Source organism: Kitasatospora sp. NPDC101235 (assembly GCF_044767505.1).
In the GTDB taxonomy this organism is placed as follows: Bacteria; Actinomycetota; Actinomycetes; order Streptomycetales; family Streptomycetaceae; genus Kitasatospora.
On sequence record NZ_JBIWNZ010000014.1, the window covers coordinates 129,424 to 149,999 of the forward strand.

Genomic DNA, 20,576 nt, shown 5'->3' on the forward strand with positions numbered 1-20,576 from the left:
CAGCCCCGCCGCCAGAGGACCACCGATGCCCCGGATCTCCCGCCGCACCCTCCTCGCCGGTCTCGGTGGAGCCGCGCTCACGGCGGCCACCGGCTGCACCGACAGGCGGCCGGCCCCGGCGGCCGCGGACGGCCCCGCCACCGGCGCCTCGCCGTCCCCGGCCCCGCTGCCGCCGGTGACGGTGAACGCCGCCACCGGCCCGGTGGTGGTGCCGGGCGCGCCGATGCGGGTGATCGTGCTGGACACCGACGTGCTCGACTCCGCGCTGACCCTCGGCATCACCCCGGTCGGCGCCGCGCTCCCGGCCCGCGACACCCGCTACCCCGAGTACTGGCCGGCCTCCCGGACGACCGGGATCCGGCTGGTCGGCCCGGCCGGCGCGCCCGACCTGCCGACCGTACGGGCGCTGCGGCCGGACCTGATCCTCTCCAACCAGGCCCGCGACGGCGACCGCTACGAGCAGCTGCGGGAGATCGCCCCGACCGTGCTCACCCAGACCACCGGGGCGCCCTGGAAGGCCGACTTCCAGCTGCACGCCCAGGCGCTGAACCGGGAGGCGGCCGGGGCGGCCTTCGCCGGCGCGTACCAGAAGCACGCCGGGCAGGTGGCCCAGGCCCTGGCGGCGGCGAGGCTGTCGGGGCGCAGGGTGAGCCTGGTGCGGTTCGTGGAGGGCGGCGGCATCCGGGTGTTCGGCCGGCAGAGCTTCCCCGGGACGGTGCTCGCCGACGCCCAGGTGGGCCGGCCGGACGCGCAGAACGTCGACCAGTCGGACGTCGAGGTCCCGCCGGACCAGCTCGCCAGGGCCGACGGCGACCTGCTGCTGTACGCGACGTACGGCGATCCGGAGCGGTCGGGCGCCAACGCCGTGCTGGCGAGCCCGGGCTGGCAGGCGCTGGCGGCGGTGAAGGGGCACCGGGCGTTCCCGGTGGACGACCAGTTGTGGTTCCAGGGGATCGGGTACACCGGGGCCAACTACGTGCTGGACGAGCTGCAACGCTTCCTGGGCGCGTAGGGCCCGGCTCAGCGCGTCCCGGCGTAGCGGGCCGGGGAGACGCCGACGGCGGCGGTGAAGTCCCGGGTGAGGTGGGCCTGGTCCGCGTAGCCCAGCTCGACGGCGAGCGCGGCCAGATCCAACTCGCCGTCGGTACGGGCGCGCTCGGCGGCCTCGTGGAGGCGGGCGCGGCGCAGCACCCACTTCGGGGAGGCGCCGACGTACTCGGCGAACAGGCGCTGGAGGCGGCGGACGGTCAGGCCCAGCTCGACGGCCAGCTCGTCCACCCGGCACAGGTCCGGCGTGCCGGTGATCCGGTCCACCATGGCGGCGACCTCGGCGGCGACCGGGTCGGGCGCGGGCAGCCGGGGGCGCAGGAAGGCGTCGACGAGGGCGGCGGGGCTGCCGGGCGCCCCGAGGATCTCCGCGGTGAGCCGGTCGGCCGCGGGCCCGAAGTACTCGGCGGCGGGCACGGACCGGTCGGCCAGCCCGCTCACCGGGTGCCCGGCGAACGAGCGGAAGGCGCCGGGGCGGAACCGCACGCCCAGCACGTGCCCGGCACCCTCCAGGCGGCGGACGAAGAGCGAGCGGTCCACCCCGTACACGCGCGCCCGCGGGGCCTCGAAGACCAGGTGGACGTTGGGGTGGGCGAGCACCTTCTGCTCGTACGGCGGCAGCCCGTGCAGGTCCCAGCGGACCAGCCAGTAGTACTCGACGAACCGCGCCACGGCGGGGTCGGGCGCGAGCCGGTCCACGGTGATCAGCTCGGCCGCCCGGGCGGGGTGGAGCACACCGCGGCCGAGGTCGGGAGGGTCCGGGGAGTCCATGACGGCCAGGCTAGGGCCCGGGCGTCGCGTTTCTTCAAGACCGACCGGTGCGCCCCGGCCAGAATCGGCACCATGAACGCCCACCCGATGCACCCGTTCCTGGCCCGTGCCGCCTCCGCCGCGGCCGGTGTCGCCGCCACCGTTCCGGCCGGCCTGCCGCTGGACGCGCCGACGCCCTGCGCGGAGTTCGACACCCGCGCGCTGATCAACCACTGGGTGCTCTACAGCTCGCACGGCCTGGAGCACCGGGCCCGGCGGGTCGAGCTGCCCGAGGAGCTGAGCTCGCGGGACTTCGCCGCCGAGGCCGACTGGAGCTCCGCGTACGCGGCCCAGCTGAAGCGCGCGGTCGCGGCCTGGGCCGACCCGGCGGCCTGGGAGGGGGACGTCGACCTCGGCGGCGCCCCGGTGCCGGCGGTCGGGATCGCCCGGATGCTGATCCTGGAGCTGCTGCTGCACGGCTGGGACGTGGCCCGGGCGACCGGCGGGCGGATCGAGGTCGACGAGGAACTCGCGCTGCTGGCCGGGGAGATCGTGGCGGAGAACGCCGAGCTGTACCGGCAGTACGCGGGCTTCGCCGAGTCGGTGGCACTGCCGCAGGACGCCTCCGCGTGGGACCGCGCACTGGCCGCCTCGGGGCGCGATCCGCACTGGAAGGCCTGAGCCGCCGGCACCGGGCCCGTTCGCCCGCGTGGCGTTCACGCCTCCGCACGAGCCGTCCGACGGTCACTCGAAGCTGAGCGCCGCCCTGAGCCTGGCCCGCAACAGCCGTACGGCCGGGGACGGTTGGTCACGGCGGGCGACCAGGCCGAGCCGGGCGTGCGCGGCGGCGTCGGCCAGGGGGACGGCCCGCAGCCCGGCGCCCGCGGCCGAGGAGGCGCTGAGGACGGCCACACCCGCGCCGCGCTCGGCGAGCCGGAGCAGCGCGACCGGGGAGCTGGCCTCGATGTCCACCCGCGGGTCGAGGCCGAGCCGGCGGCAGGAGTCCTGGTAGGCGGCGCGGATCCCGGTGCCCGGGGACAGGCAGAGGATCTTCTCGCCCCACAGGTCGGCGAGTCGCAGCTGCGCCCGGTCGAGGGGGTGCCCGGCGGGCACGACGGCGGCGATCGGCTCGTCGACGGCGACGGTGGCCTCCAGGCCCGGGCAGACCTCGCCCGCGTAGCCGATCAGGGCCAGGTCGAGGGAGCCGGCCAGCACCTGCGCCTGGAGGTCCGCGGAGTGCCCCTCGTGCAGGCTGAGTTCGATGCCGGGGTGGCTGCGGCCGAGGTCGGCGACGGTGTCCAGGAACGGCGGGATCGAGCAGCCCGTGATCATGCCGAGCCGGACCCGGCCGCGGACGGCGTCGGCGAACTCGGCGGCGGTGTGCCGGATGGCGTCGAGGGTGGCCAGGGCGTTCTTCGCCAGCGGCAGGACCGCCTCGCCGGCCGGGGTGAGACGCACCTGCCGGCCGGCCCGGTCGAGCAGCTGCTGGCCCAGTTCGCGCTCCAGTTTGGCCACCTGGGTACTGATGCCGGACTGGCTCACGTGCAGCCGGGCAGCGGCGGCGGTGAAGGTGCCCTCGTCGACCACGGCGGCGAAGTAGCGCAGCTGGTGCATCTCCATGACCGGTGACGATATTCGACCGGCACGCCGTCCACCCGGCCGATCGGCCCGCCGGATGAACGACTGCGGCCCGCCGGTCACACGGCGGCGCACCCTTCTTCCATCACTGACAGAGATGGAAGGCATCTGATTCATCTGTTGGACCGATTGCGGAGCGGTCGGGAGGATGGACGCATGACGACGACGAAGAGTGCGCGCGAGCTTGCCGAGACCTACTTCGCCGCCTGGGAGGCGGGCGAGTTCGAGACCATCCGCGAACTGCTGGCCGACGACGTCGACTTCGTCGGGGCGCTGGGGACGGCCTCCGGGGTGGAGGAGGCGCTGGCCGGGCTGAAGGGGCTCGGGCAGGTGCTGGAGAGGATCGACGTGAAGGTCCGGGTGGCCGAGGGCGACGAGGTGATCACCTGGTTCGAGCTGTGCACGACCATCGCCCCACCGGCGCCGACGGCGAACTGGATGCACGTCGAGAACGGCAGGATCGCCCGGATCCGGGTCACCTTCGACCCCCGCGGCCTGCTGGCCGGCATCGAGAAGAAGGCCTGAGGGCGGGGGCCGGCCACCGGCAGCGGTCCTACCCGCCCTGCTTCTGCACGTACCTGGTCGTGAAGCCCAGGACCGCCACGTACCGGCCCTCGGCGGGCCCCGTGATCTCGCTCGGCCGCACGGGCTGCCAGGTCAGGTACTCGGACCGCTGCCCCTCGTCGTTCCGGTAGCGCCGGCTGCCGTACTTCTCGTACCAGTAGTCCTCGCCGGAGGTCAGGAGTTCGGGGCCCGGCGGCCGGGCGACACTCACGGCCAGCACCGTCCGCACCGCCTCGCCCGTCGACAGCTCGAACTCCACGGACGGGGTGATCGGCCTGGCCGCCGCCTCCGCGACCTCCTCCGGGGTCGGGTCGGCGGGCGGCTGGTGGGCGTACTGGTCGGCCGCGACCAGGCCCTCCCACCGCTGCGAGCTCCGCCAGCCCTGGTCGGCCAGGTAGCGGTCCAGGTCGGCGAGCCGGGAGCGGACGTCGCTCCCGTCGAAGGCCAGGTACACGTTCACGGTCCGCTCGCAGGCCGCCGGCAGCCACTTGCCCCGGATCCACAGGTCGCCGCGGTAGTCGGCCCGGCACACGTCGACCGTCGACCTCCCCAACACCTGGGCCCACGGAAGCAGTTCGGGCAGCCGGTCGACCCGGCCGGCCATCCGCTCCTCGGCCGCCCGGCGGGCCTCCCCGGTCTCCGGGGCCTGCGCCAGCCCCGGGACGTCCGGCGGGGCCGGAATGGCCGTGGCGCGGTAGTGCCGCCACCCCGCCCAGCCGCCGAACACGACCGCCACCCCCAGGACCGCGATCAGCACCCATCGCAGCCAGAACCGAACCACACCCACCCCCCGGTCTCCGCCCACCCCGCCCACCCCGCCCGGGGCATCGTACGGGCGTGAACGCGGTGCCGGACGGGCGGTGCCGGTGAAGAGCCGTCCCGCACGGGAGGTCGGCGGATCCGACTTCCCGTGCGGGACACCGGCGTTCAGGCCTGTCCACCGCCCTGCGGGGCGTGACGGTCACCCACCGGAGCGGATCGGCTCGCCCGTCCGGTGCAGGTGGGCGAAGATCTCCCGGTAGGAGCGGAACAGGCCCGCCTCGCAGTACGGAACGCCCTTCTCCGCGCAGAACTCCCGGGTGATCCGGGCGGCCCGCCCGAGCGCCGGGGTCGGCATGCTGGGGAACAGGTGGTGCTCCACCTGGTAGTTGAGGCCGCCCATCACCGAGTCGATGACCATTCCGCCCCGGACGTTGCGCGAGGTGAGCACCTGGCGGCGCAGGAAGTCGAGCTTCATCTCCGGCGTCACCATCAGCATGCCCTTGTGGTTCGGGGCGAAGACACAGCCCAGGTAGACACCGATCAGCGCCTGGTGCACGGCGAGGAAGGCGACCGCCTTGCCCGCCGGGAGCGCGGCGAACACCAGGCCGAGGTAGGCCGCGAAGTGGACCACCAGCAGCACGCCCTCCAGCACCGGGCGCTTCATCACGGGGCTGCGCAGCGCACGGAAGCTGTTGAAGCTGAGGTTGAGGCCCTCCAGCAGGAGCAGCGGGACGAACAGGTACGCCTGCCGGCGGCCGATGAACCGGGCGAGGCCGCTCGCCTGCCGGGCCTGCCGCTTGGACCACACCAGGAGTTCGGGGGCGACGTCCGGGTCCCGCTCCTCGTGGTTCGGGTTGGCGTGGTGGCGGGTGTGCTTGTTCATCCACCAGCCGTAGCTCATGCCCATCAGCAGGTTGGCGGCGATCCGGCCGCCGATCTCGCTCGGCACTCGCCGGTCGAAGACCTGCCGGTGCGCCAGGTCGTGGGAGAGCAGGCCGATCTGGGCGAAGACGACGGACATCGCCGCCGCCAGGCCCAGCTGCCACCAGGTGTCGCCCAGCGCGAACAGGGCGTACCAGCCGCCGAGGAAGGCGGCGAGCACCAGGCCCGCACGGACGGCGTAGTAGCCGGGGCGCCGGTCGAGCAGACCCTCGGCAGCTATCCGGCGGGTCAACTGGGCGAAGTCGCTGCCGCCGCTCCCCGGCCGGGGGGAGGGGGCTTCGGGCGCTTCGGTCGTCATCACGGGCTGCGCGGGCATGCCCAGAGTCTGGCGCGGCCGGCCCGCCCGCAGAACGGGGAAAGCACCCGTCCCGTACGGGTGTTAACCCCCCTGCCGCGAGGGGCGCGGCCCGCTGCGGCGACCGGCGGCGCGGGGCCGTCAGCCCGCCGCCGGCCGCCCGAACAGCTCGTCCAGGTGGTACGTGAGGACCGCGAGCGCCTGCTCGCCGGTGCGCTGGCCGCCCAGGACGCTGGAGCCGAGCCCGTTGACCATCGCCAGCAGCCCGGCCGCGACCGCCTCGACGTCCCGCTCCGGCCCGATCTCCCCGGCCTGCTGCGCCGCGCGGAGCTGCTTGGCGAGGAAGCCCTCCAGCACCACCGGCGGCTGCGCGGCCTGCTTCTCCAGCACCTCGGGGTCGCCGAGCACCAGCGTGTAGTACGCCGCGTACGTCCTGGTGATCCGGCGGCTCTCGGCGTCCGTCGGCAGGATGCAGGACAGGATCGCCGTCACCACCTCCCGGGGGGCCCGCGCCTGGCCGATCCACCGCTCCATCCGGGCCTGGAGCTGGGTGCCGAGCCTCGCCAGGGCGTCCAGCAGCAGGCCTTCCTTGGTCGTGAAGTAGTACTGCACGAGCCGCAGTGAGACCCCGGCCTCCGTCGCGACCGCCCGCATGCTGGCGGACTGCAGGCCCTGGGTGTCGGCGATGCGCAGCAGGGCCTCGGCGATCTGCCGCCGGCGCTCCTCGTGGTCGACCTTCGCGGTCATTCCGGCCTCCGTAGCTGGACCCGACGGTCGGGCCCGACGGTCGGGCCCGCTTCACTTGGTACACCCGTATCATGCATGTGATACACATGTACCATGCGAATCAGCGAGTTCACGAACGGCAAGGCCGAAGCCCGCTTCCGCGCCGCGTACGAGCGCGCGCTGACCGAACTCCGGCCGGAGCCGTGGACGGCGCTCGACGTCCCCACCGGCTACGGCACCACCCGCGTGTACCGCACCGGCCGCACCGATCCCGCCGGGGGGCGGCCGATCGTGCTGCTGCCCGGCTCCGGCGGCAACGCGCTGATGTGGCACCGTCACCTCGACGCCCTCGCCGCCCGGCACCCCGTGATCGCCGTGGACACCGTCGGCGAACCGGGCGCCAGCGTGCAGAGCACCCCCATCGCGGACGGCCGCGACGCCGCCGACTGGCTGGAGGAGCTGCTCACCGCCCTCGACCTGCCCGCCGCCCACCTGGTCGGCTGCTCCTACGGCGGCTGGATCGCCCTCAACCACCAGATCCACCACCCCGGCCGGGCCGCCGCCCTCACCCTGGTCGAAACGGCGGGCCTGGCCGACCTGGACCGCCGCTTCTACACCTGGCTCATCCTCGGCGGCCTCGCCGCCATGGCCCCGCGCCCGCTGCGCCCCCGGCTGGCCCGGATGGTCGGCAACAGCGCCGTCCTGGAGACCGAGCTGATGGCGCTGCTCCGCGCCTCGACGGGCTTCCGCCGCCGGCTGCCCCCGGCCGCCACCCTCACCGACGAGGAGCTCGGCCGGCTCACCGCCCCCGCCCTCTTCCTCCTCGGCGAGCGCAGCGCCCTGCACGACGCCCGGGCCGTCGCCGACCGCCTGCACCGGCTGGTGCCGGCCGCCCGGGTCGAGATCGTCCCCGGCGCCGGGCACTCGCTGCCCACCGACGACCCGGCGGCGGTGACCGCCGGCATCCTCGACACGGCCGCGCGGCAGGCCGGTTGACCGCAGCGGCCGTCGGCCGACCGGGACGGCACCGGCGCTCTCCCCCTGTTGCCGAGGCCCGCGGCCGGCACTGCGCCGCTACGGCCGCTCCGCCGGCCCGCCGAGGGCGGCGCGGACCAGACGGGTGACCGCCGGGGTGGCGGCGGTCAGATCGCCGCCGCCGTCCGGCGCCCCCGCCTCCGTCGCCAGCGCGTCGTAGGTCTCGAAGGCGGTGAGGACGAAGAGCAGGCCGGCCGCGTCCGGCGGGGCGCAGGGCAGGCGGCCGGAGAGGACCGCCGCGCCCTCGCGGCGGCGGGCGTCGCGGTCGGCGATGACCCGGCCGACCTCCTCGTCGAGCGCGGCGAGGGCCCGCAGGCGGCGGGTGCAGACCCGGTCGACCGCCCAGAAGCCGCCCATCACCTCGACGAAGCGGTCCACCGCCGCCCAGGGGTCGGCCAGGGTGAAGGCCTCGGCGAGCCGGGCCATGCCGCCCTGTGCGGCAAGGGCGTCGCAGACCGCCTCCAGCAGGCCCGCCTTGGAGCCGAACTGGTAGTAGACGGTCGCCCGGGCGACGTCCGCACGGCGGGCGACCGCGTCCAGCGAGACCCCGCCGGTCTCGGCCAGGTGCGCGCGGGCGGCCGCGACGATCCGGGCGCGGGTCTCGTCGACCTCTGCCTGCCGCTGTCCCATCCGGTAGGACCGGGGGCTCATCCCGCTCGCCTCCACTCGTTCCGCGCGAACTGGCAGTATCGCCGATCGGTTCACCGCGCCCGGCCCGGCCCCGGGCGTTCGACGGGGCAGCCGGCCCCGCCGCTCAGAGCATGATCCGCCCGCCGCTGACGTCCAGGGTCTGCCCGGTGATCCAGGAGGACGCGCCGGAGGCCAGGAAGAGCGTGGCCGAGGCGACGTCCCCCGGCTCGCCGAGGCGGCCCAGCGGGTACGCGGCGGCGACCTTGGCCTGCACCTCGGGCGGCATCTGCGCGGCGGTCCGCTCGGTGCGGACGGCGCCCGGCGCGATGGCGTTGACCCGCACGCCCTCACCGGCGACCTCCTGGGCGAGGTGCCGGGTGAACATCAGCACACCCGCCTTGGCCGTGGCGTACGCGGCGGACGCACCGCTGGGCAGCCGGCCCGCCGTGGAGGCCATGGTGACGATCGAACCGCTGCCGCGGGCCAGCAGGCCGGGCAGGAAGGCCTGGACGGTGAGGAAGGTGGCGGTGAGGTTGCCGTCCAGCACGGCCCGCCAGTGCTCCTCGGTCTCGCGGGCGGTCGGCACCGGGTAGCCGTCGCCGCCGGCGAAGGCGGCCAGGACGTCGACCGGGCCGAGGTCCCGCTCGATCCGGGCGGCGGCGGAGCCGAGCGCCGTCGCGTCCGTGCAGTCGGCGACCAGCCCGAGCGCCCGGACCCCCTCCGCCCGCACCTGCTCGGCCACCTCCGTCAGCGCCGCCTCGTCGCGGCCGAGGACGGCGACGGCCGCACCCTGCCGGCCGAAGGCGCGGGCGGTCTCCGCGCCGATGCCACGGCTGCCGCCGGCGATAACGACCACCCGGCCGTCCAGGTCGGGGTACCGAACCTGCCGAACTCCCATGCCCCATCACTCCTTTGGACTTGCTCTCACGGTGTGCTGTGGTTCACTTGATTTCATTCATACAGCCCGTCTGAATGAATGCCAAGCACCGTCCAAGTCCCGGCACTCCCAAGGAGGAACCGATGAGGATCGCAGTCGTGGGCGCCACCGGACGCACCGGCCGCCTGGTGGTCGACCTCGCACTGACGGCCGGACACACCGTCACCGCCGTCGCCCGCGACCCCGCCCGGCTACCGCGCTTCGCGCACGGCGCCCCGCTCACCGCCCGGGCCGACGTCAGCCGGCCCGGCTCCCTGCACGGACCGCTGAACGGCCAGGACGCCGTCGTCGCCACCCTCGGCACCACCGGCCGCCGGGCCACCACCGTTTTCTCCGACGGCGCCCGGGAGCTGACCGCTGCCATGCGGGCCGGCGGCGCCCGGCACCTGGTGACGATGAGTTCGGCCGGCCTGGACACCGGTCGACTCCCCTTCGCCCAGCGGGTGGTGACCAGGCTGGTGGTCGACCGGCTGTACCGGGAGATCCACCACGACCTGGCCCGGATGGAGGCGGTGCTCGCCGGGTCCGACACCGCCTGGACGGTCGTCCGGGTGCCGATGCTCAAGGACGGACCGCCGTCCGCGGGCCCCCAGGTCTCGTACGACCGGCCGCTTCCCCGCGCCGGCACCGCCACCCGCGCCACCGTCGCCGAGTGGATCGTCGGCCACCTCGGCGACCCGGAGACCTTCCGCCGCCTCGTCCACCTCGCCGACGACTGACGCGGCCACCACGCGGCACGCGCACCGTCGCGGACAGCTCCGGCCACCGGGCCGCGAACAGCCGTCACGGGAAAGGCCGTCGGAACGGCCCCGGCTCAGTCCTGCTGCGGCGGGCGGCGGCGCATGGCGAGCAACAGCAGGACCACCGCCGACAGCACCGCGGACACCCGCAGCACGTTCGGGGCCGCCGACCAGCTGATCTGACCCAGCGGCGAGCCCGACTGGAGGCCGCCACCCTGGCCGCCGGCCTGCTTGGCCTGCTGCATGGCGTAGAGGGTGGTCGCGCTCATCGTGATCAGCGGGATGCCGAGGATCACGAACTTGCGCATCAGTTCGGAGATCTGACGGGACAGGTAGCCGAGGCCCCAGCCCGCCAGCATGGCCGGGAAGAAGCCGGAGACCGCTCCGCCGACCAGCAGGCCGCAGGAGAGCAGGATCAGCGGGGAGGGCTTGTGGGCGGGCGCGCCCTTCTCCGCCTCCTTGCCCTTGGCCCTACCCCCGGCCTTCCCGGACGGGGCCTTGGGCGGCGCGGCGGGTGCGGCAGGCGCGGCAGGGGCCGGCTTGAGCCAGCCCCAGCGCGGCTTCTTCTTCGGGTCCGCGGACTTCGCCGCCTCCGCCGCGGGCTCGGCCGCCGTCACGGCATCCTCGGCGGTGCGCTGCTCGGGGATCGGCTTCGGTGCGGGCTGCAGCCCGTCCGAGAAGTCGAAGAGCGTCATCGTCCACGGGCCGGTGCTCGACACCGTCGGCGGCGGGAGCGCGTCCGACCGCCCCTCGGCGGCGGCCACGTCCGGCAGGTCCAGCGACACGGACGGGATGCCGGCCGCGCTCGGCGCCGGCGGGTCGTACACGCTGTCGGGGTCGGGACCGGGGACGGGCGCGGACGGAGCCTGCGGAGCGCCGCCCGAAACGGCCTCACCCGGGCCGGCCCCCGAGGCGTCGCCCGAGCCACCGACCGAACGCTGGCTCCACGGCCCGCTCTTGCGCCACCACTCGCCGTCCGTCATCACCGACCACCCCGCCTTGCCCGTACCGGCCGCCCACCGAACCGCCCTCGGCGTGACGCTACCTACCCCGCCCCCGCCCACGCGAGTCCACCCGCCGGGCCCGGCGGTACGAGTACCCCGGGACGGCGATACGGCGCTGCGCAGGCCACCCCGCCGTCCCCGCGCCCGACTAACCTAGGTCGAATGACCACACAGCAGGGCCCTCAACGCCGGGGCAGGTCCGCCACCGGCCCGCGCACCCTCGCCGAGGAGCTGCGCGCCCGTCCCGACGACGCGCTCGCCGCCCTGCTCCGCTCCCGCCCCGACCTGCTGAACCCCGTCCCCGGCGACCTCACCCAGCTGTCCGCCCGGCTCTCCTCGCGCGCCTCCGCGCTGCGCGCCCTGGAGCGGCTCGACCGCTTCACCCTCCAGGTCGCCGAGGCGCTGGCCACCACCCCGGACGGCACCTCGCTGAGCACCGTCCGCACCCTGCTGACCGGCCCGTCGAAGGTCAAGCCGCACCCCGGCGCGACCCCGCTCACCCCGGCCGACCGGTCCGCCGTCGCCGCCGCCCTGCCCCGCGCGATCGCCACCCTGCGCGACCGGGCACTGCTCTGGGGCCCCGACAACGGGCTGCGGCTGGTCCTCGCCGTCCGCGAGGCGCTCGCCCCGACCGCCGGCAACCCGGGCCGCACCGGCCTCGGCCCCACCCTCGCCGACGCCACCGTCGGCATGTCCCCGGCCCGGCTGCAGCAACTGCTCGCCTCGGCCGGGCAGCCCGCCACCCCGGACCCGGTCAGCGCCGTCGCCGCGCTCACCGCGCTGCTCACCGACCGCGCCCGTTGCACCGCGCTGCTCGACACCGCGCCCGAGGCCGCGCTGCGGCTGCTGGAGCGGCTGGTCTGGGGCCCGCCCACCGGCACCGTCCCGGACGCCACCCGCCCGGTGACCGCCGAGGACGCCCACAGTCCGGTCGAGTGGCTGCTCGCCCGCGGCCTGCTGCTGCCCACCAGCCCCGGCAGCGTCGTCCTGCCCCGCGAGCTCGCCCTGCACCTGCGCGGCGGCCGCACTCACCGCACCGTCGAGCCCGTGCAGCCCGAGCCCGCACCCGCCGCCGCCCCGCGCGATCCCCAGGCCGTGGACGGCGCCGCGGCCGGACAGGCACACACCGCGGTCAAGACCGTCGAGGAGCTGCTGGACGGCTGGGGCCTCACCCCGCCGCCGACCCTGCGCGCCGGTGGCCTCGGCGTCCGCGACCTCAAGCGCACCGCCCAGGCCCTGGAGAGCACCGAGCAGCAGACCGCCTTCTGGCTCGAACTCGCCTACACCGCGGGGCTGCTGGCCCCCGACGGCGAGGTGGACGAACGCTGGGCACCCACCCCGGGGTACGACGCCTGGCTGCACCTGGACACCGCCGAGCGCTGGTCCGTGCTGGCCACCGCCTGGCTCGCCGCCACCCGCGTCGCCGCCCTCACCGGCACCCCGGACGGCCGGGGCAAGCCGCGCGCCGCCCTCGGCCCCGAACTCGACCGCACCCTCGCCCCGTCCGTCCGCCGCGCCGTCCTCGCCCTGCTCGCCGAACTCCCGCCCGGCACCCCGGCCACCGCCGGGGAACTGCTCCCCACCCTGCGCTGGCAGCGCCCGCTGCGCGGCGGCCCCACCGGCCCGGACGGCCGCGAGCTGCGCGACGAACTCACCGCGTGGACCCTCGACGAGGCCGAACTCCTCGGCATCACCGGCCGCGGCGCCCTGGCCGCCCCCGCCCGCGCCCTGCTCACCGCCGAGTCCGACCCGGCCGAGGTGCTCGCCCCGCTGCTCCCGCAGCCGCTGGACCACGTGATCCTCCAGCCGGACCTCACCGCGATCGCCCCCGGCCCGCTGCTCACCCCGCTCGCCCAAGCCCTCGCCCTGTGCGCCGACATCGAGTCCAAGGGCGGCGCCACCGTCTACCGCTTCACCCCGGCCTCGGTGCGCCGCGCCCTCGACGCCGGCCGCACCGCCACCGACCTGCGGGCCTTCCTGGAGCAGCACAGCCGCACGCCCGTCCCGCAGCCGCTCGCCTACCTGATCGACGACGTCGCCCGCCGGCACGGCATCCTGCGGGTCGGCGCCGCCTCCTCCTACCTGCGCTGCGACGACCCGTCCCTGCTCGGCGAGGTGCTCGCCGACCGCCGCTCCGCCGACCTGCGGCTACGGCTGCTCGCCCCCACCGTCCTCGCCTCCCAGGCCGCCCCGGACGTCCTGCTCGCCGCCCTGCGCACCATGGGCTACGCCCCGGCCGCCGAGTCCGCCGAGGGCGACGTGCTGATCACCCGCCCGGACAGCCACCGCACCCCGCCCCGCACGGCACCGGTGCCCGTCCCCGACGGGCCGCCCAGCCCCGACGACACCCTGCTCGCGGCCGCCATCAAGGCCATCCGGGCCGGGGACCGCGCCGCCACCGCCAGCCGCCGCGAGCCCTCCCCCGACCCGCGTCACCTCCCCCGCACCGCCGCCGCCGAGACCCTCGCCGCCCTCCAGACGGCCGTCCTGCTCGGCGAGCGCATGTGGATCGGCTACCTCAACGCCGAGGGCATCGCCAGCCAGCGGATCATCGACCCGGTCAAGGTCGAAGGCGGCTTCGTCACCGCCTTCGACCACCATGCCGAAGAACTCCGCACCTTCGCCCTGCACCGCATCACCGGCGTCGCGGAACTCGACGAGTGACCTGAGGTGTCCGAGGCCTCAGTGCCCCTGCTGCGCCTCCTTCATCTTGTCCTGGACGGCCTTGTCCGCCAGGCTGCCGATCTGCCCCTGCCCGACCGGCATCGACCCCCCGGTGACGGTCTCCGCCAGCAGGAACCCGGGCGCCGCGAGCAGGCCGCCGGGCCCCTCGCCGATGCCCGCGAGGGCGTGGGCCGAACCGGCCGAGGAGGCGGTGGCCGCGAAGGCCGAGCCCATCAGGGCGAGGGCGGTGAGAACACGCTTCGACTTCTTCATGGCCCGCTCAACGAGCGAGTACGCACCGTGGTCACTCGAAGCAGCCTCCCGCGTCCCCTCCGGAATGCGCGACACTGGAGGGTCTGCGTCAATCCACCCTGTCAGCCAGTGGAGGGCTCCCCCGCGTGAACGACGGACCGCTCATCGTCCAGAGCGACAAAACTCTTCTCCTGGAGATCGACCACCCCAAGGCCGCCGACTGCCGTCGCGTCATCGCGCCGTTCGCCGAGCTGGAGCGGGCGCCCGAGCACGTGCACACGTACCGGGTGACACCGCTCGGCCTGTGGAACGCGCGGGCGGCCGGGCACGACGCCGAGCAGGTGGTGGACGCCCTGGTGACGTACTCGCGCTACCCGGTGCCGCACGCGCTGCTGGTGGACGTGGCGGACACCATGGGCCGGTACGGGCGGCTCCAGCTGGTCAAGCACCCGACCCACGGGCTGGTGCTCACCACCACCGACCGGCCGGTGCTGGAGGAGGTGCTGCGCTCCAAGAAGGTCGTCCCGCTGGTCGGTGCCCGGGTCGACCCGGACACCGTCGTGGTGCACCCCTCCGAGCGCGGCCAGATCAAGCAGGTGCTGCTCAAACTCGGCTGGCCCGCCGAGGACCACGCCGGCTACGTGGACGGCGAGGCGCACCCGATCCACCTGGAGGAGGACGGCTGGCAGCTGCGCCCGTACCAGGCACAGGCCGTCGAGGGCTTCTGGCACGGCGGCTCGGGCGTGGTCGTGCTGCCCTGCGGCGCCGGCAAGACGCTGGTCGGCGCGGCCGCGATGGCGCACGCCAAGTCGACCACGCTGATCCTGGTCACCAACACCGTCTCCGCCCGCCAGTGGAAGCACGAGCTGGTCAAGCGCACCTCGCTCACCGAGGACGAGATCGGCGAGTACAGCGGGACGAAGAAGGAGATCCGCCCGGTCACCATCGCCACCTACCAGGTGATGACCACCAAGCGGAAGGGCGTCTACGCCCACCTGGAGCTGTTCGACGCCCGCAACTGGGGCCTGGTCGTCTACGACGAGGTGCACCTGCTGCCCGCGCCGGTGTTCAAGTTCACCGCCGACCTCCAGGCCCGCCGCCGGCTCGGCCTGACCGCGACGCTGGTGCGCGAGGACGGCCGCGAGGGCGACGTGTTCAGCCTGATCGGCCCCAAGCGCTTCGACGCGCCGTGGAAGGAGATCGAGGCACAGGGCTACATCGCGCCCGCCGACTGCTGCGAGGTGCGGGTCACCCTGACCGACTCGGAGCGGCTCGCCTACGCGACCGCCGAGCCGGAGGAGCGCTACCGCTTCTGCGCCACCACGGCGACCAAGCGGCGGGTGGTGGAGGCGCTGGTCAAGAAGCACGAGAAGGACCAGACGCTGATCATCGGCCAGTACATCGACCAGCTGGACGAGCTCGGCGAGGCCCTGGACGCCCCGGTGATCAAGGGCGAGACCAGCAACGCCCAGCGCGAGAAGCTCTTCGACGCCTTCCGGAACAAGGAGATCAGCGTCCTGGTGGTCTCCAAGGTCGCGAACTTCTCGATCGACCTGCCCGAGGCCACCGTGGCCATCCAGGTCTCCGGGACCTTCGGCTCCCGCCAGGAGGAGGCCCAGCGCCTCGGCCGGGTGCTGCGCCCCAAGGCGGACGGCCACGCGGCCCACTTCTACTCGGTGGTCGCCCGGGACACCGTGGACCAGGACTTCGCCGCCCACCGACAGCGCTTCCTGGCCGAGCAGGGCTACGCGTACCGGATCATCGACGCGGACGACGTGCTGTAGACGGACCCGGGCTCAGTACCGGACACCGTCGCGCCCGAGGAAGATCACGCGCGCGGCGGTGTCCAGGGCGATGCCGACGTTGCGGACGGCGGTGGTCAGCGGGTTGCGGTGGCGCCCGGAGGCGGCGGTGGCGCCGGCCGGGCCGGATCGGGGGGTGTGGTTCGTGGTGCTCATGTTTCAACGGTAGGCACCCGACCGGCCGCCGGCATCACTCCAAAGGCCGTATCCGCAGGTGCGCGGGTCGTCCCCCGGGTGTACGGCGGCCCCGACGCCCCGCAGGGAGGAACCCCGAGACCCGCCGGGAGGAACCCTGAGACCCGCCGGGCTGGAACCGCCGGGCGGACGGGTCTAAGATCGTCCGTCTGCCCCCTCCCGAACCGTGGTACCTGCTGAAGTCCCGCAGGCAGCCGGGGGAGGTACCGACCGCTCGGCAACCGGTCGGCCGTACCCACCGTGAGCTCCAACGATCCGCTGCGCCCGCCACCGGGGCAGCCGGGAAGGTTCGCTGTGCCCGCCACCTCCACCACCGACCCCCTCCAGCGCGAACGCGAGCACCTGGCCGCGTCCCGGGCCGCGCTGCGAGCCATGCGCGAGGACGTCGAGTCGCTCGACATCCGCGACGTGACCGGCACCTGGGTCACCGCGCTCGTGCTCCAGAGCCAGATCGAGGCCAGGATCGCCGCACTGGCCGACCTCTCGCACACCCCGCTGTTCTTCGGCCGCCTCGACTACCTGCACGCGATCAGCGAGGAGCTCAGCGAAAAGGAAGGCGCCGCGCGAAGCGCGCCGAGCAAGGGTGGTGGTGGGCGACGGGCGGGCGGGGGAGAGAACTTCTACATCGGCCGCCGGCACGTCCACGACGCCGACGGCGACCCGATGGTGATCGACTGGCGCGCGCCGGTCTCCCAGCCGTTCTACCGGGCCAGCCGCACCGAGCCGATGGACGTCGAACGCCGCCGCCGCTTCGGCTACACCGGCGGCGAACTCACCGCCTACGAGGACGAACACCTCACCGACCCGGCCGAGACGGAGCAGGCCTCCGCCCTGCTGGCCGCCGAGATCGAGAAGCCCCGCGTCGGCCCGATGCGCGACATCGTCGCCACCATCCAGCCCGAACAGGACGAGATCGTCCGCTCCGACGTCACGGGCACCATCTGCGTCCAGGGGGCGCCCGGCACCGGGAAGACCGCCGTCGGCCTGCACCGTGTCGCCTACCTGCTGTACGCGCACCGCGAGCGCCTCGCTCGTACCGGCACCCTCGTGATCGGGCCGAACAACGCCTTCCTCTCCTACATCGAGCAGGTGCTCCCGGCCCTCGGCGAGCTGGACGTCGCCCAGGCCACCGTGCAGCAGCTGGTCGGGCACGTCGAGGTGAGGGGCGAGGACACCCCGAAGGCGGCCCGGCTGAAGGGCGACGCCCGGATGGCCGAGGTGCTGCGCCGGGCGGTGCGGTCGGGCATCACCCTGCCCACCGAGCCCTGCGTGGTCGTCCGCGGCTCCCGTCGCTGGCGTGTTCCGGTGTACGAACTGGTCGAGATCATCGAGGAGTTGAAGGGCCGCGAGGTCCGCTACGGCGCCGCCCGGGATGCCCTGCCGCAGCGCATCGCGCACGCCGTGCTGCTGAAGATGGAGCAGGGCGGCGAGGCCCCGGACGACCGGGTGCAGGACGCGGTGGCCCGCAACAGCGCGGTCAAGGCGGTGGTCAAGGAGTGCTGGCCGGCCGTCGACCCGGCGAAGCTGGTCCTGCGACTGCTCTCCGAGCCGGAGTTCCTGGCCGAGTGCGCCGAGGGCGTGCTGACGCCCGAGGAGCAGCAGGCGGTGCTGTGGCCCAAGCCCGGCCGCTCGGTGAAGACCGCCCGCTGGACGGCGGCCGACGCCGTCCTGGTGGACGAGGCGACCGACCTGGTGCAGCGCACCCCCTCGCTCGGGCACGTGGTGCTGGACGAGGCGCAGGACCTCTCCCCGATGCAGTACCGCGCGGTCGGCCGCCGCTGCACCACCGGCTCGGCGACCGTCCTCGGCGACCTCGCCCAGGGCACCACCCCGTGGGCGACGGCGAGCTGGCCGGAGGCGCTGCGCCACCTGGGCAAGCCGGAGGCGCACATCGAGGAGCTGACCAAGGGCTTCCGGGTGCCGGAGGAGGTCATCGCGTACGCCTCCCGGCTGCTCCCGGCGATCGCCCCGGGCCTGGCCCCGGCCTCCTCGGTCCGTGAGGCGCCCGGCTCGCTGACGATCCGCCAGGTCGTGAACGGGGACGGCACTGAGGCGGTCCTGGCGGCCTGCCGGGAGGCGCTGGAACACGAGGGCTCGACCGGCCTGATCGCCGCCGACGCCCGCATCCCGCAGCTCGCCGAGGCGCTCACCGCGGCCGGCCTGCCGTACCTCTCCCCCGGCACCGAGACCAGCGCCGAGGCCCGGCTGACCCTCGTCCCGGCCTCGCTGGCCAAGGGTCTGGAGTACGACTACGTGGTGCTGGACGAGCCGGCCGCGGTGATCGCCGGGGAGCCGGACGAGCGGACCGGCCTGCGCCGCCTGTACGTGGCGCTGACCCGCGCCGTCTCCGGGCTGACGGTGCTGCACGCCGAGCCGCTGCCGGAGCAGCTCCGCTGACGACGCGGAAGGGGGCCGGGTCGCGAACGCCCCGGCCCCCTTCCCGCACGACGGGCACGGCTCGCCCGGCTGTCGGCGCTTCCACGCTCAGCCGTCGATCAGCGCCCGCCACTCGGCGACCTTGGCCGCGTCCACCGGCGTCCGCCAGCCGTCGACCCGCACCGCGCCGCCGACGTGGAAGGCGTCGAAGCCCTCCGCCCGCAGCTCCTTGAGGTGTTCGGCCCGCAGGCCGCCGCCGATCAGGATCCGCTGCCGGTACCCGGGCTCGCCGGCCCGGGCCAGCTCGGCCGACAGCACTTCGCGCCCGGCGTCCACCCCGGCGGCCGCGCCGGAGGTGAGGAAGGTGTCCAGGCCGGGCAGCCCGGCGACGGCGGCCCGCAGGGCGGCCCGCTCGGCACTGTGGTCGATCGCCCGGTGGAAGGTCCAGCGGCAGCCGGCGATCGCCCCGGCGACGGCCGTGGTGGCGGCCAGGTCGACGGCGCCGTCGGCGTCGAGGAAGCCGAGGACGAACTCCTCGGCCCCCTCGGCCCGCAGCGCGGCGGCCCGGACACACAGCTCGTCCACGTCGCCGGGGGCGAAGCCGTCCCGGATCCGCAGCATGACCCGCAGCGGGATGCCGACGGCGGCCCGGATCCGGCCGAAGTCCTCGGCGGACGGGGTGAGCCCGTCGGCGGCCATGTCGGTGACCAGTTCGAGCCGGTCGGCGCCGCCCGACTCGGCGGCCTGGGCGTCCTGGGGCGTCAGCGCGATGACTTCGAAAATTGGTCTAGACATGTCCGACAGCCTGCCACATCCGCCGACCCCCGGCGACCTCCAGGGGACTGTTCACGTCACGCCCGCCCGTGGACCGCCGCGACCTCCTCCCGCCGCCCGAACCGGTGCACCGCCAGCGCCACCAGCGCCAGCACGACCACCGTCGACACCGCCGTCGGCAGCAGGTGCGAGACCCCGCCGGACCCGCGCCAGATGTTGAACAGGCAGCCGGGCCCGGTCAGCACCAGCACCGCCACCCCCACGGCCGTCGGCACGACCCGCCCGCGCAGCCCGGCGAAGGTCAGCAGCAGCGGGGCGATCAGCATCACCACGAACCACTGCAGGTCCAGCGGGAAGGTGGTGTCGTCCCAACTCTGGGCCGCCGCCAGCAGCCCGCCCACGAGCATCGAGGCCGACACCAGGGCGCCCGTGCGCCAGGTCGGCCGGGGCAGCAGGTCGGTCGGCGCCGCGACCAGCAGCAGCGCGGCCGCCACGAACGGCAGCGAGGCCATCCCGATGTAGCCGCTCCACCACGCGTCGAAGGAAGAGTGCCACAGGGCCTCGGCCAGGTCGTACAGCCCCACGGCACCCAGGATCAGCGCACTGCCCCGCACCGCCGTCCACCGGCCCAGGAGCGCCGCCACCGCGAGCAGCGCGGCGGCCACCGGCTGGCAGAACGCCGAGAAGCAGGCGCCGTACGAGTCGTCCCAGGAGAGCCAGGTGGCGATCCGGTAGGCGGTGGTCACCCAGGCCACCAGCGTGGCGCCGGCCGCCGCCCCGGCGAGCATCGGGGCGAGCACCGCCAGCAGCCGCCCGGCCGCCGAGGCGCCGGTCAGCCCGAGCCGCACCCGCAGCCCGTACGCCGCCAGGCCGAGGACCTCCCGGGCGACCGCCAGCCGGCCGCCGGCCGCCGTCGTGTCGGCGAACACCTCGGCCAGCTCCTCGCCGCGCTCGCACCGGTACCGCGCCGGGTAGAGCTGGAGCGCGGCCCGCAGCGCCACCGAGGGCGCCGTGCCGATCGCCGGTGTGCTCATGAAAGGCCTCCACCCGTCGCGGGCCGCACCTGCGACCCGGTCCCGCCCGGCAGCATCGACCGGATCCTGGCCAGCCGGCGCTCGGCCTCGGCGGCCACGGACCGCAGCCGCTCGGCCTCGGCGGCCAGCGCGCTGCGGCCGGCGCCGGTCAGCGCGTAGGTGCGCCGGGCGCGACCGTCCACCACCTCCTCGGCGGCGACCTCGATCAGGCCCTGGCCCAGCAGCCGGTCGAGCGCGCCGTAGAGCGTGCCGGTGCGCATCTTGACCCGACCGTCCGAGATCAGGGCGATCTCCTGAATGAGCGCGTAGCCGTGCCTGGGGGCGTCGGCCAGCGCGGTGAGCAGCAGCAGCGTCGGCTCCTGCATGGAGCGTTCTGTCATGCCACCACATATATCGCCCAACGGCATAT

The 20,576-nt window shown here is 74.9% G+C and carries 21 protein-coding genes; 8 read left to right on the plus strand and 13 right to left on the minus strand.

Features of this window, described 5'->3' with window-relative positions; genetic code table 11:
* Positions 1 to 25: 25 nt before the first annotated feature.
* Positions 26 to 1,012, plus strand: coding sequence for an ABC transporter substrate-binding protein (locus ACIRRH_RS23650; RefSeq protein ID WP_403070727.1), 987 nt, complete (start codon positions 26 to 28; stop codon positions 1,010 to 1,012).
* 8 nt (positions 1,013 to 1,020) lie between these two features.
* On the opposite strand, the gene ACIRRH_RS23655 is transcribed toward ACIRRH_RS23650, so the two are convergent.
* A complete protein-coding gene (locus tag ACIRRH_RS23655; protein ID WP_403070730.1) occupies positions 1,021 to 1,818 on the minus strand; it encodes a DUF6597 domain-containing transcriptional factor in 798 nt (265 codons plus the stop codon).
* Positions 1,819 to 1,890: 72 nt separating this feature from the next.
* Between ACIRRH_RS23655 and ACIRRH_RS23660 the strand changes: the two genes are divergently transcribed.
* Positions 1,891 to 2,478: a TIGR03086 family metal-binding protein gene (locus tag ACIRRH_RS23660; protein WP_403070732.1), complete on the plus strand. Its 588-nt coding sequence runs from the start codon at positions 1,891 to 1,893 to the stop codon at positions 2,476 to 2,478.
* A gap of 63 nt (positions 2,479 to 2,541) precedes the next feature.
* Here the strand turns inward: ACIRRH_RS23660 and ACIRRH_RS23665 are convergent, their stop codons facing one another.
* A complete protein-coding gene (locus ACIRRH_RS23665; RefSeq protein WP_403070733.1) occupies positions 2,542 to 3,417 on the minus strand; it encodes a LysR family transcriptional regulator in 876 nt (291 codons plus the stop codon).
* 174 nt (positions 3,418 to 3,591) lie between these two features.
* Between ACIRRH_RS23665 and ACIRRH_RS23670 the strand changes: the two genes are divergently transcribed.
* The gene (locus tag ACIRRH_RS23670) at positions 3,592 to 3,960 is read left to right on the plus strand and encodes a nuclear transport factor 2 family protein (RefSeq protein WP_403070736.1); all 369 of its coding nucleotides are present in this window, start codon (positions 3,592 to 3,594) and stop codon (positions 3,958 to 3,960) included.
* A 28-nt stretch (positions 3,961 to 3,988) separates the two neighbouring features.
* On the opposite strand, the gene ACIRRH_RS23675 is transcribed toward ACIRRH_RS23670, so the two are convergent.
* From ACIRRH_RS23675 to ACIRRH_RS23685, 3 genes are all read right to left on the minus strand, one after another.
* Complete coding sequence (locus tag ACIRRH_RS23675; RefSeq protein ID WP_403070739.1) at positions 3,989 to 4,786, minus strand: hypothetical protein; 798 nt, start codon at positions 4,784 to 4,786, stop codon at positions 3,989 to 3,991.
* Between the two features lie 174 nt (positions 4,787 to 4,960).
* Positions 4,961 to 6,019: a fatty acid desaturase family protein gene (locus tag ACIRRH_RS23680; protein ID WP_403070742.1), complete on the minus strand. Its 1,059-nt coding sequence runs from the start codon at positions 6,017 to 6,019 to the stop codon at positions 4,961 to 4,963.
* Positions 6,020 to 6,139: 120 nt separating this feature from the next.
* Positions 6,140 to 6,745, minus strand: coding sequence for a TetR/AcrR family transcriptional regulator (locus tag ACIRRH_RS23685; RefSeq protein WP_403070745.1), 606 nt, complete (start codon positions 6,743 to 6,745; stop codon positions 6,140 to 6,142).
* Positions 6,746 to 6,838: 93 nt separating this feature from the next.
* Between ACIRRH_RS23685 and ACIRRH_RS23690 the strand changes: the two genes are divergently transcribed.
* Entirely contained in the window at positions 6,839 to 7,720 is an 882-nt protein-coding gene (locus ACIRRH_RS23690; RefSeq protein WP_403070748.1) for an alpha/beta fold hydrolase, read from the plus strand.
* Positions 7,721 to 7,798: 78 nt separating this feature from the next.
* Here ACIRRH_RS23690 and ACIRRH_RS23695 read toward each other — a convergent pair whose 3' ends face one another.
* Both ACIRRH_RS23695 and ACIRRH_RS23700 read right to left on the minus strand, forming a co-directional pair.
* A complete protein-coding gene (locus ACIRRH_RS23695) occupies positions 7,799 to 8,410 on the minus strand; it encodes a TetR/AcrR family transcriptional regulator (protein WP_403070750.1) in 612 nt (203 codons plus the stop codon).
* Between the two features lie 103 nt (positions 8,411 to 8,513).
* On the minus strand, positions 8,514 to 9,287 hold the full coding sequence (locus tag ACIRRH_RS23700; protein WP_403070752.1) for an SDR family NAD(P)-dependent oxidoreductase: 774 nt from the start codon (positions 9,285 to 9,287) through the stop codon (positions 8,514 to 8,516).
* Between the two features lie 122 nt (positions 9,288 to 9,409).
* Between ACIRRH_RS23700 and ACIRRH_RS23705 the strand changes: the two genes are divergently transcribed.
* Complete coding sequence (locus ACIRRH_RS23705) at positions 9,410 to 10,045, plus strand: NAD(P)-dependent oxidoreductase (protein ID WP_403070753.1); 636 nt, start codon at positions 9,410 to 9,412, stop codon at positions 10,043 to 10,045.
* A gap of 95 nt (positions 10,046 to 10,140) precedes the next feature.
* Here the strand turns inward: ACIRRH_RS23705 and ACIRRH_RS23710 are convergent, their stop codons facing one another.
* Positions 10,141 to 11,049 carry a hypothetical protein gene (locus tag ACIRRH_RS23710; protein WP_403070756.1) on the minus strand — a complete coding sequence of 303 codons (909 nt, stop codon included), beginning with the start codon at positions 11,047 to 11,049 and terminating at the stop codon, positions 10,141 to 10,143.
* 183 nt (positions 11,050 to 11,232) lie between these two features.
* On the opposite strand from ACIRRH_RS23710, the gene ACIRRH_RS23715 reads away from it, so the two are divergent.
* A complete protein-coding gene (locus tag ACIRRH_RS23715; protein WP_403070758.1) occupies positions 11,233 to 13,734 on the plus strand; it encodes a helicase-associated domain-containing protein in 2,502 nt (833 codons plus the stop codon).
* A gap of 18 nt (positions 13,735 to 13,752) precedes the next feature.
* Here the strand turns inward: ACIRRH_RS23715 and ACIRRH_RS23720 are convergent, their stop codons facing one another.
* Positions 13,753 to 14,007, minus strand: a complete 255-nt coding sequence (locus tag ACIRRH_RS23720) for a hypothetical protein (protein WP_224282763.1) — start codon at positions 14,005 to 14,007, stop codon at positions 13,753 to 13,755.
* Positions 14,008 to 14,132: 125 nt separating this feature from the next.
* Between ACIRRH_RS23720 and ACIRRH_RS23725 the strand changes: the two genes are divergently transcribed.
* Positions 14,133 to 15,770: a DNA repair helicase XPB gene (locus ACIRRH_RS23725; RefSeq protein ID WP_403070761.1), complete on the plus strand. Its 1,638-nt coding sequence runs from the start codon at positions 14,133 to 14,135 to the stop codon at positions 15,768 to 15,770.
* Between the two features lie 12 nt (positions 15,771 to 15,782).
* On the opposite strand, the gene ACIRRH_RS23730 is transcribed toward ACIRRH_RS23725, so the two are convergent.
* Complete coding sequence (locus ACIRRH_RS23730) at positions 15,783 to 15,944, minus strand: hypothetical protein (protein ID WP_224282761.1); 162 nt, start codon at positions 15,942 to 15,944, stop codon at positions 15,783 to 15,785.
* Positions 15,945 to 16,277: 333 nt separating this feature from the next.
* On the opposite strand from ACIRRH_RS23730, the gene ACIRRH_RS23735 reads away from it, so the two are divergent.
* Positions 16,278 to 18,380, plus strand: coding sequence for a HelD family protein (locus ACIRRH_RS23735; RefSeq protein WP_403070765.1), 2,103 nt, complete (start codon positions 16,278 to 16,280; stop codon positions 18,378 to 18,380).
* A gap of 87 nt (positions 18,381 to 18,467) precedes the next feature.
* Here the strand turns inward: ACIRRH_RS23735 and ACIRRH_RS23740 are convergent, their stop codons facing one another.
* From ACIRRH_RS23740 to ACIRRH_RS23750, 3 genes are read right to left on the minus strand one after another with little or no spacing between them, the layout of a single operon-like run.
* Complete coding sequence (locus ACIRRH_RS23740) at positions 18,468 to 19,154, minus strand: copper homeostasis protein CutC (protein WP_403070768.1); 687 nt, start codon at positions 19,152 to 19,154, stop codon at positions 18,468 to 18,470.
* Between the two features lie 56 nt (positions 19,155 to 19,210).
* Positions 19,211 to 20,167 carry a hypothetical protein gene (locus ACIRRH_RS23745; RefSeq protein WP_403070770.1) on the minus strand — a complete coding sequence of 319 codons (957 nt, stop codon included), beginning with the start codon at positions 20,165 to 20,167 and terminating at the stop codon, positions 19,211 to 19,213.
* Positions 20,164 to 20,547, minus strand: a complete 384-nt coding sequence (locus ACIRRH_RS23750; protein WP_403070772.1) for a PadR family transcriptional regulator — start codon at positions 20,545 to 20,547, stop codon at positions 20,164 to 20,166. The genes ACIRRH_RS23745 and ACIRRH_RS23750 overlap by 4 nt, the downstream gene beginning before the upstream one ends.
* Positions 20,548 to 20,576 lie beyond the last annotated feature (29 nt).

Coding starts and splice junctions, on each gene's coding strand:
- ACIRRH_RS23715 (WP_403070758.1), top strand. CDS start 11,233: ATGACCACACAGCAGGGCCCTCAACGCCGGGGCAGGTCCGCCACCGGC.
- ACIRRH_RS23680 (WP_403070742.1), bottom strand. CDS start 6,019: ATGCCCGCGCAGCCCGTGATGACGACCGAAGCGCCCGAAGCCCCCTCC.
- ACIRRH_RS23750 (WP_403070772.1), bottom strand. CDS start 20,547: ATGACAGAACGCTCCATGCAGGAGCCGACGCTGCTGCTGCTCACCGCG.
- ACIRRH_RS23655 (WP_403070730.1), bottom strand. CDS start 1,818: ATGGACTCCCCGGACCCTCCCGACCTCGGCCGCGGTGTGCTCCACCCC.
- ACIRRH_RS23720 (WP_224282763.1), bottom strand. CDS start 14,007: ATGAAGAAGTCGAAGCGTGTTCTCACCGCCCTCGCCCTGATGGGCTCG.
- ACIRRH_RS23650 (WP_403070727.1), top strand. CDS start 26: ATGCCCCGGATCTCCCGCCGCACCCTCCTCGCCGGTCTCGGTGGAGCC.
- ACIRRH_RS23740 (WP_403070768.1), bottom strand. CDS start 19,154: ATGTCTAGACCAATTTTCGAAGTCATCGCGCTGACGCCCCAGGACGCC.
- ACIRRH_RS23665 (WP_403070733.1), bottom strand. CDS start 3,417: ATGGAGATGCACCAGCTGCGCTACTTCGCCGCCGTGGTCGACGAGGGC.
- ACIRRH_RS23705 (WP_403070753.1), top strand. CDS start 9,410: ATGAGGATCGCAGTCGTGGGCGCCACCGGACGCACCGGCCGCCTGGTG.
- ACIRRH_RS23660 (WP_403070732.1), top strand. CDS start 1,891: ATGAACGCCCACCCGATGCACCCGTTCCTGGCCCGTGCCGCCTCCGCC.
- ACIRRH_RS23730 (WP_224282761.1), bottom strand. CDS start 15,944: ATGAGCACCACGAACCACACCCCCCGATCCGGCCCGGCCGGCGCCACC.
- ACIRRH_RS23695 (WP_403070750.1), bottom strand. CDS start 8,410: ATGAGCCCCCGGTCCTACCGGATGGGACAGCGGCAGGCAGAGGTCGAC.
- ACIRRH_RS23670 (WP_403070736.1), top strand. CDS start 3,592: ATGACGACGACGAAGAGTGCGCGCGAGCTTGCCGAGACCTACTTCGCC.
- ACIRRH_RS23710 (WP_403070756.1), bottom strand. CDS start 11,049: ATGACGGACGGCGAGTGGTGGCGCAAGAGCGGGCCGTGGAGCCAGCGT.
- ACIRRH_RS23700 (WP_403070752.1), bottom strand. CDS start 9,287: ATGGGAGTTCGGCAGGTTCGGTACCCCGACCTGGACGGCCGGGTGGTC.
- ACIRRH_RS23690 (WP_403070748.1), top strand. CDS start 6,839: ATGCGAATCAGCGAGTTCACGAACGGCAAGGCCGAAGCCCGCTTCCGC.
- ACIRRH_RS23685 (WP_403070745.1), bottom strand. CDS start 6,745: ATGACCGCGAAGGTCGACCACGAGGAGCGCCGGCGGCAGATCGCCGAG.
- ACIRRH_RS23745 (WP_403070770.1), bottom strand. CDS start 20,167: ATGAGCACACCGGCGATCGGCACGGCGCCCTCGGTGGCGCTGCGGGCC.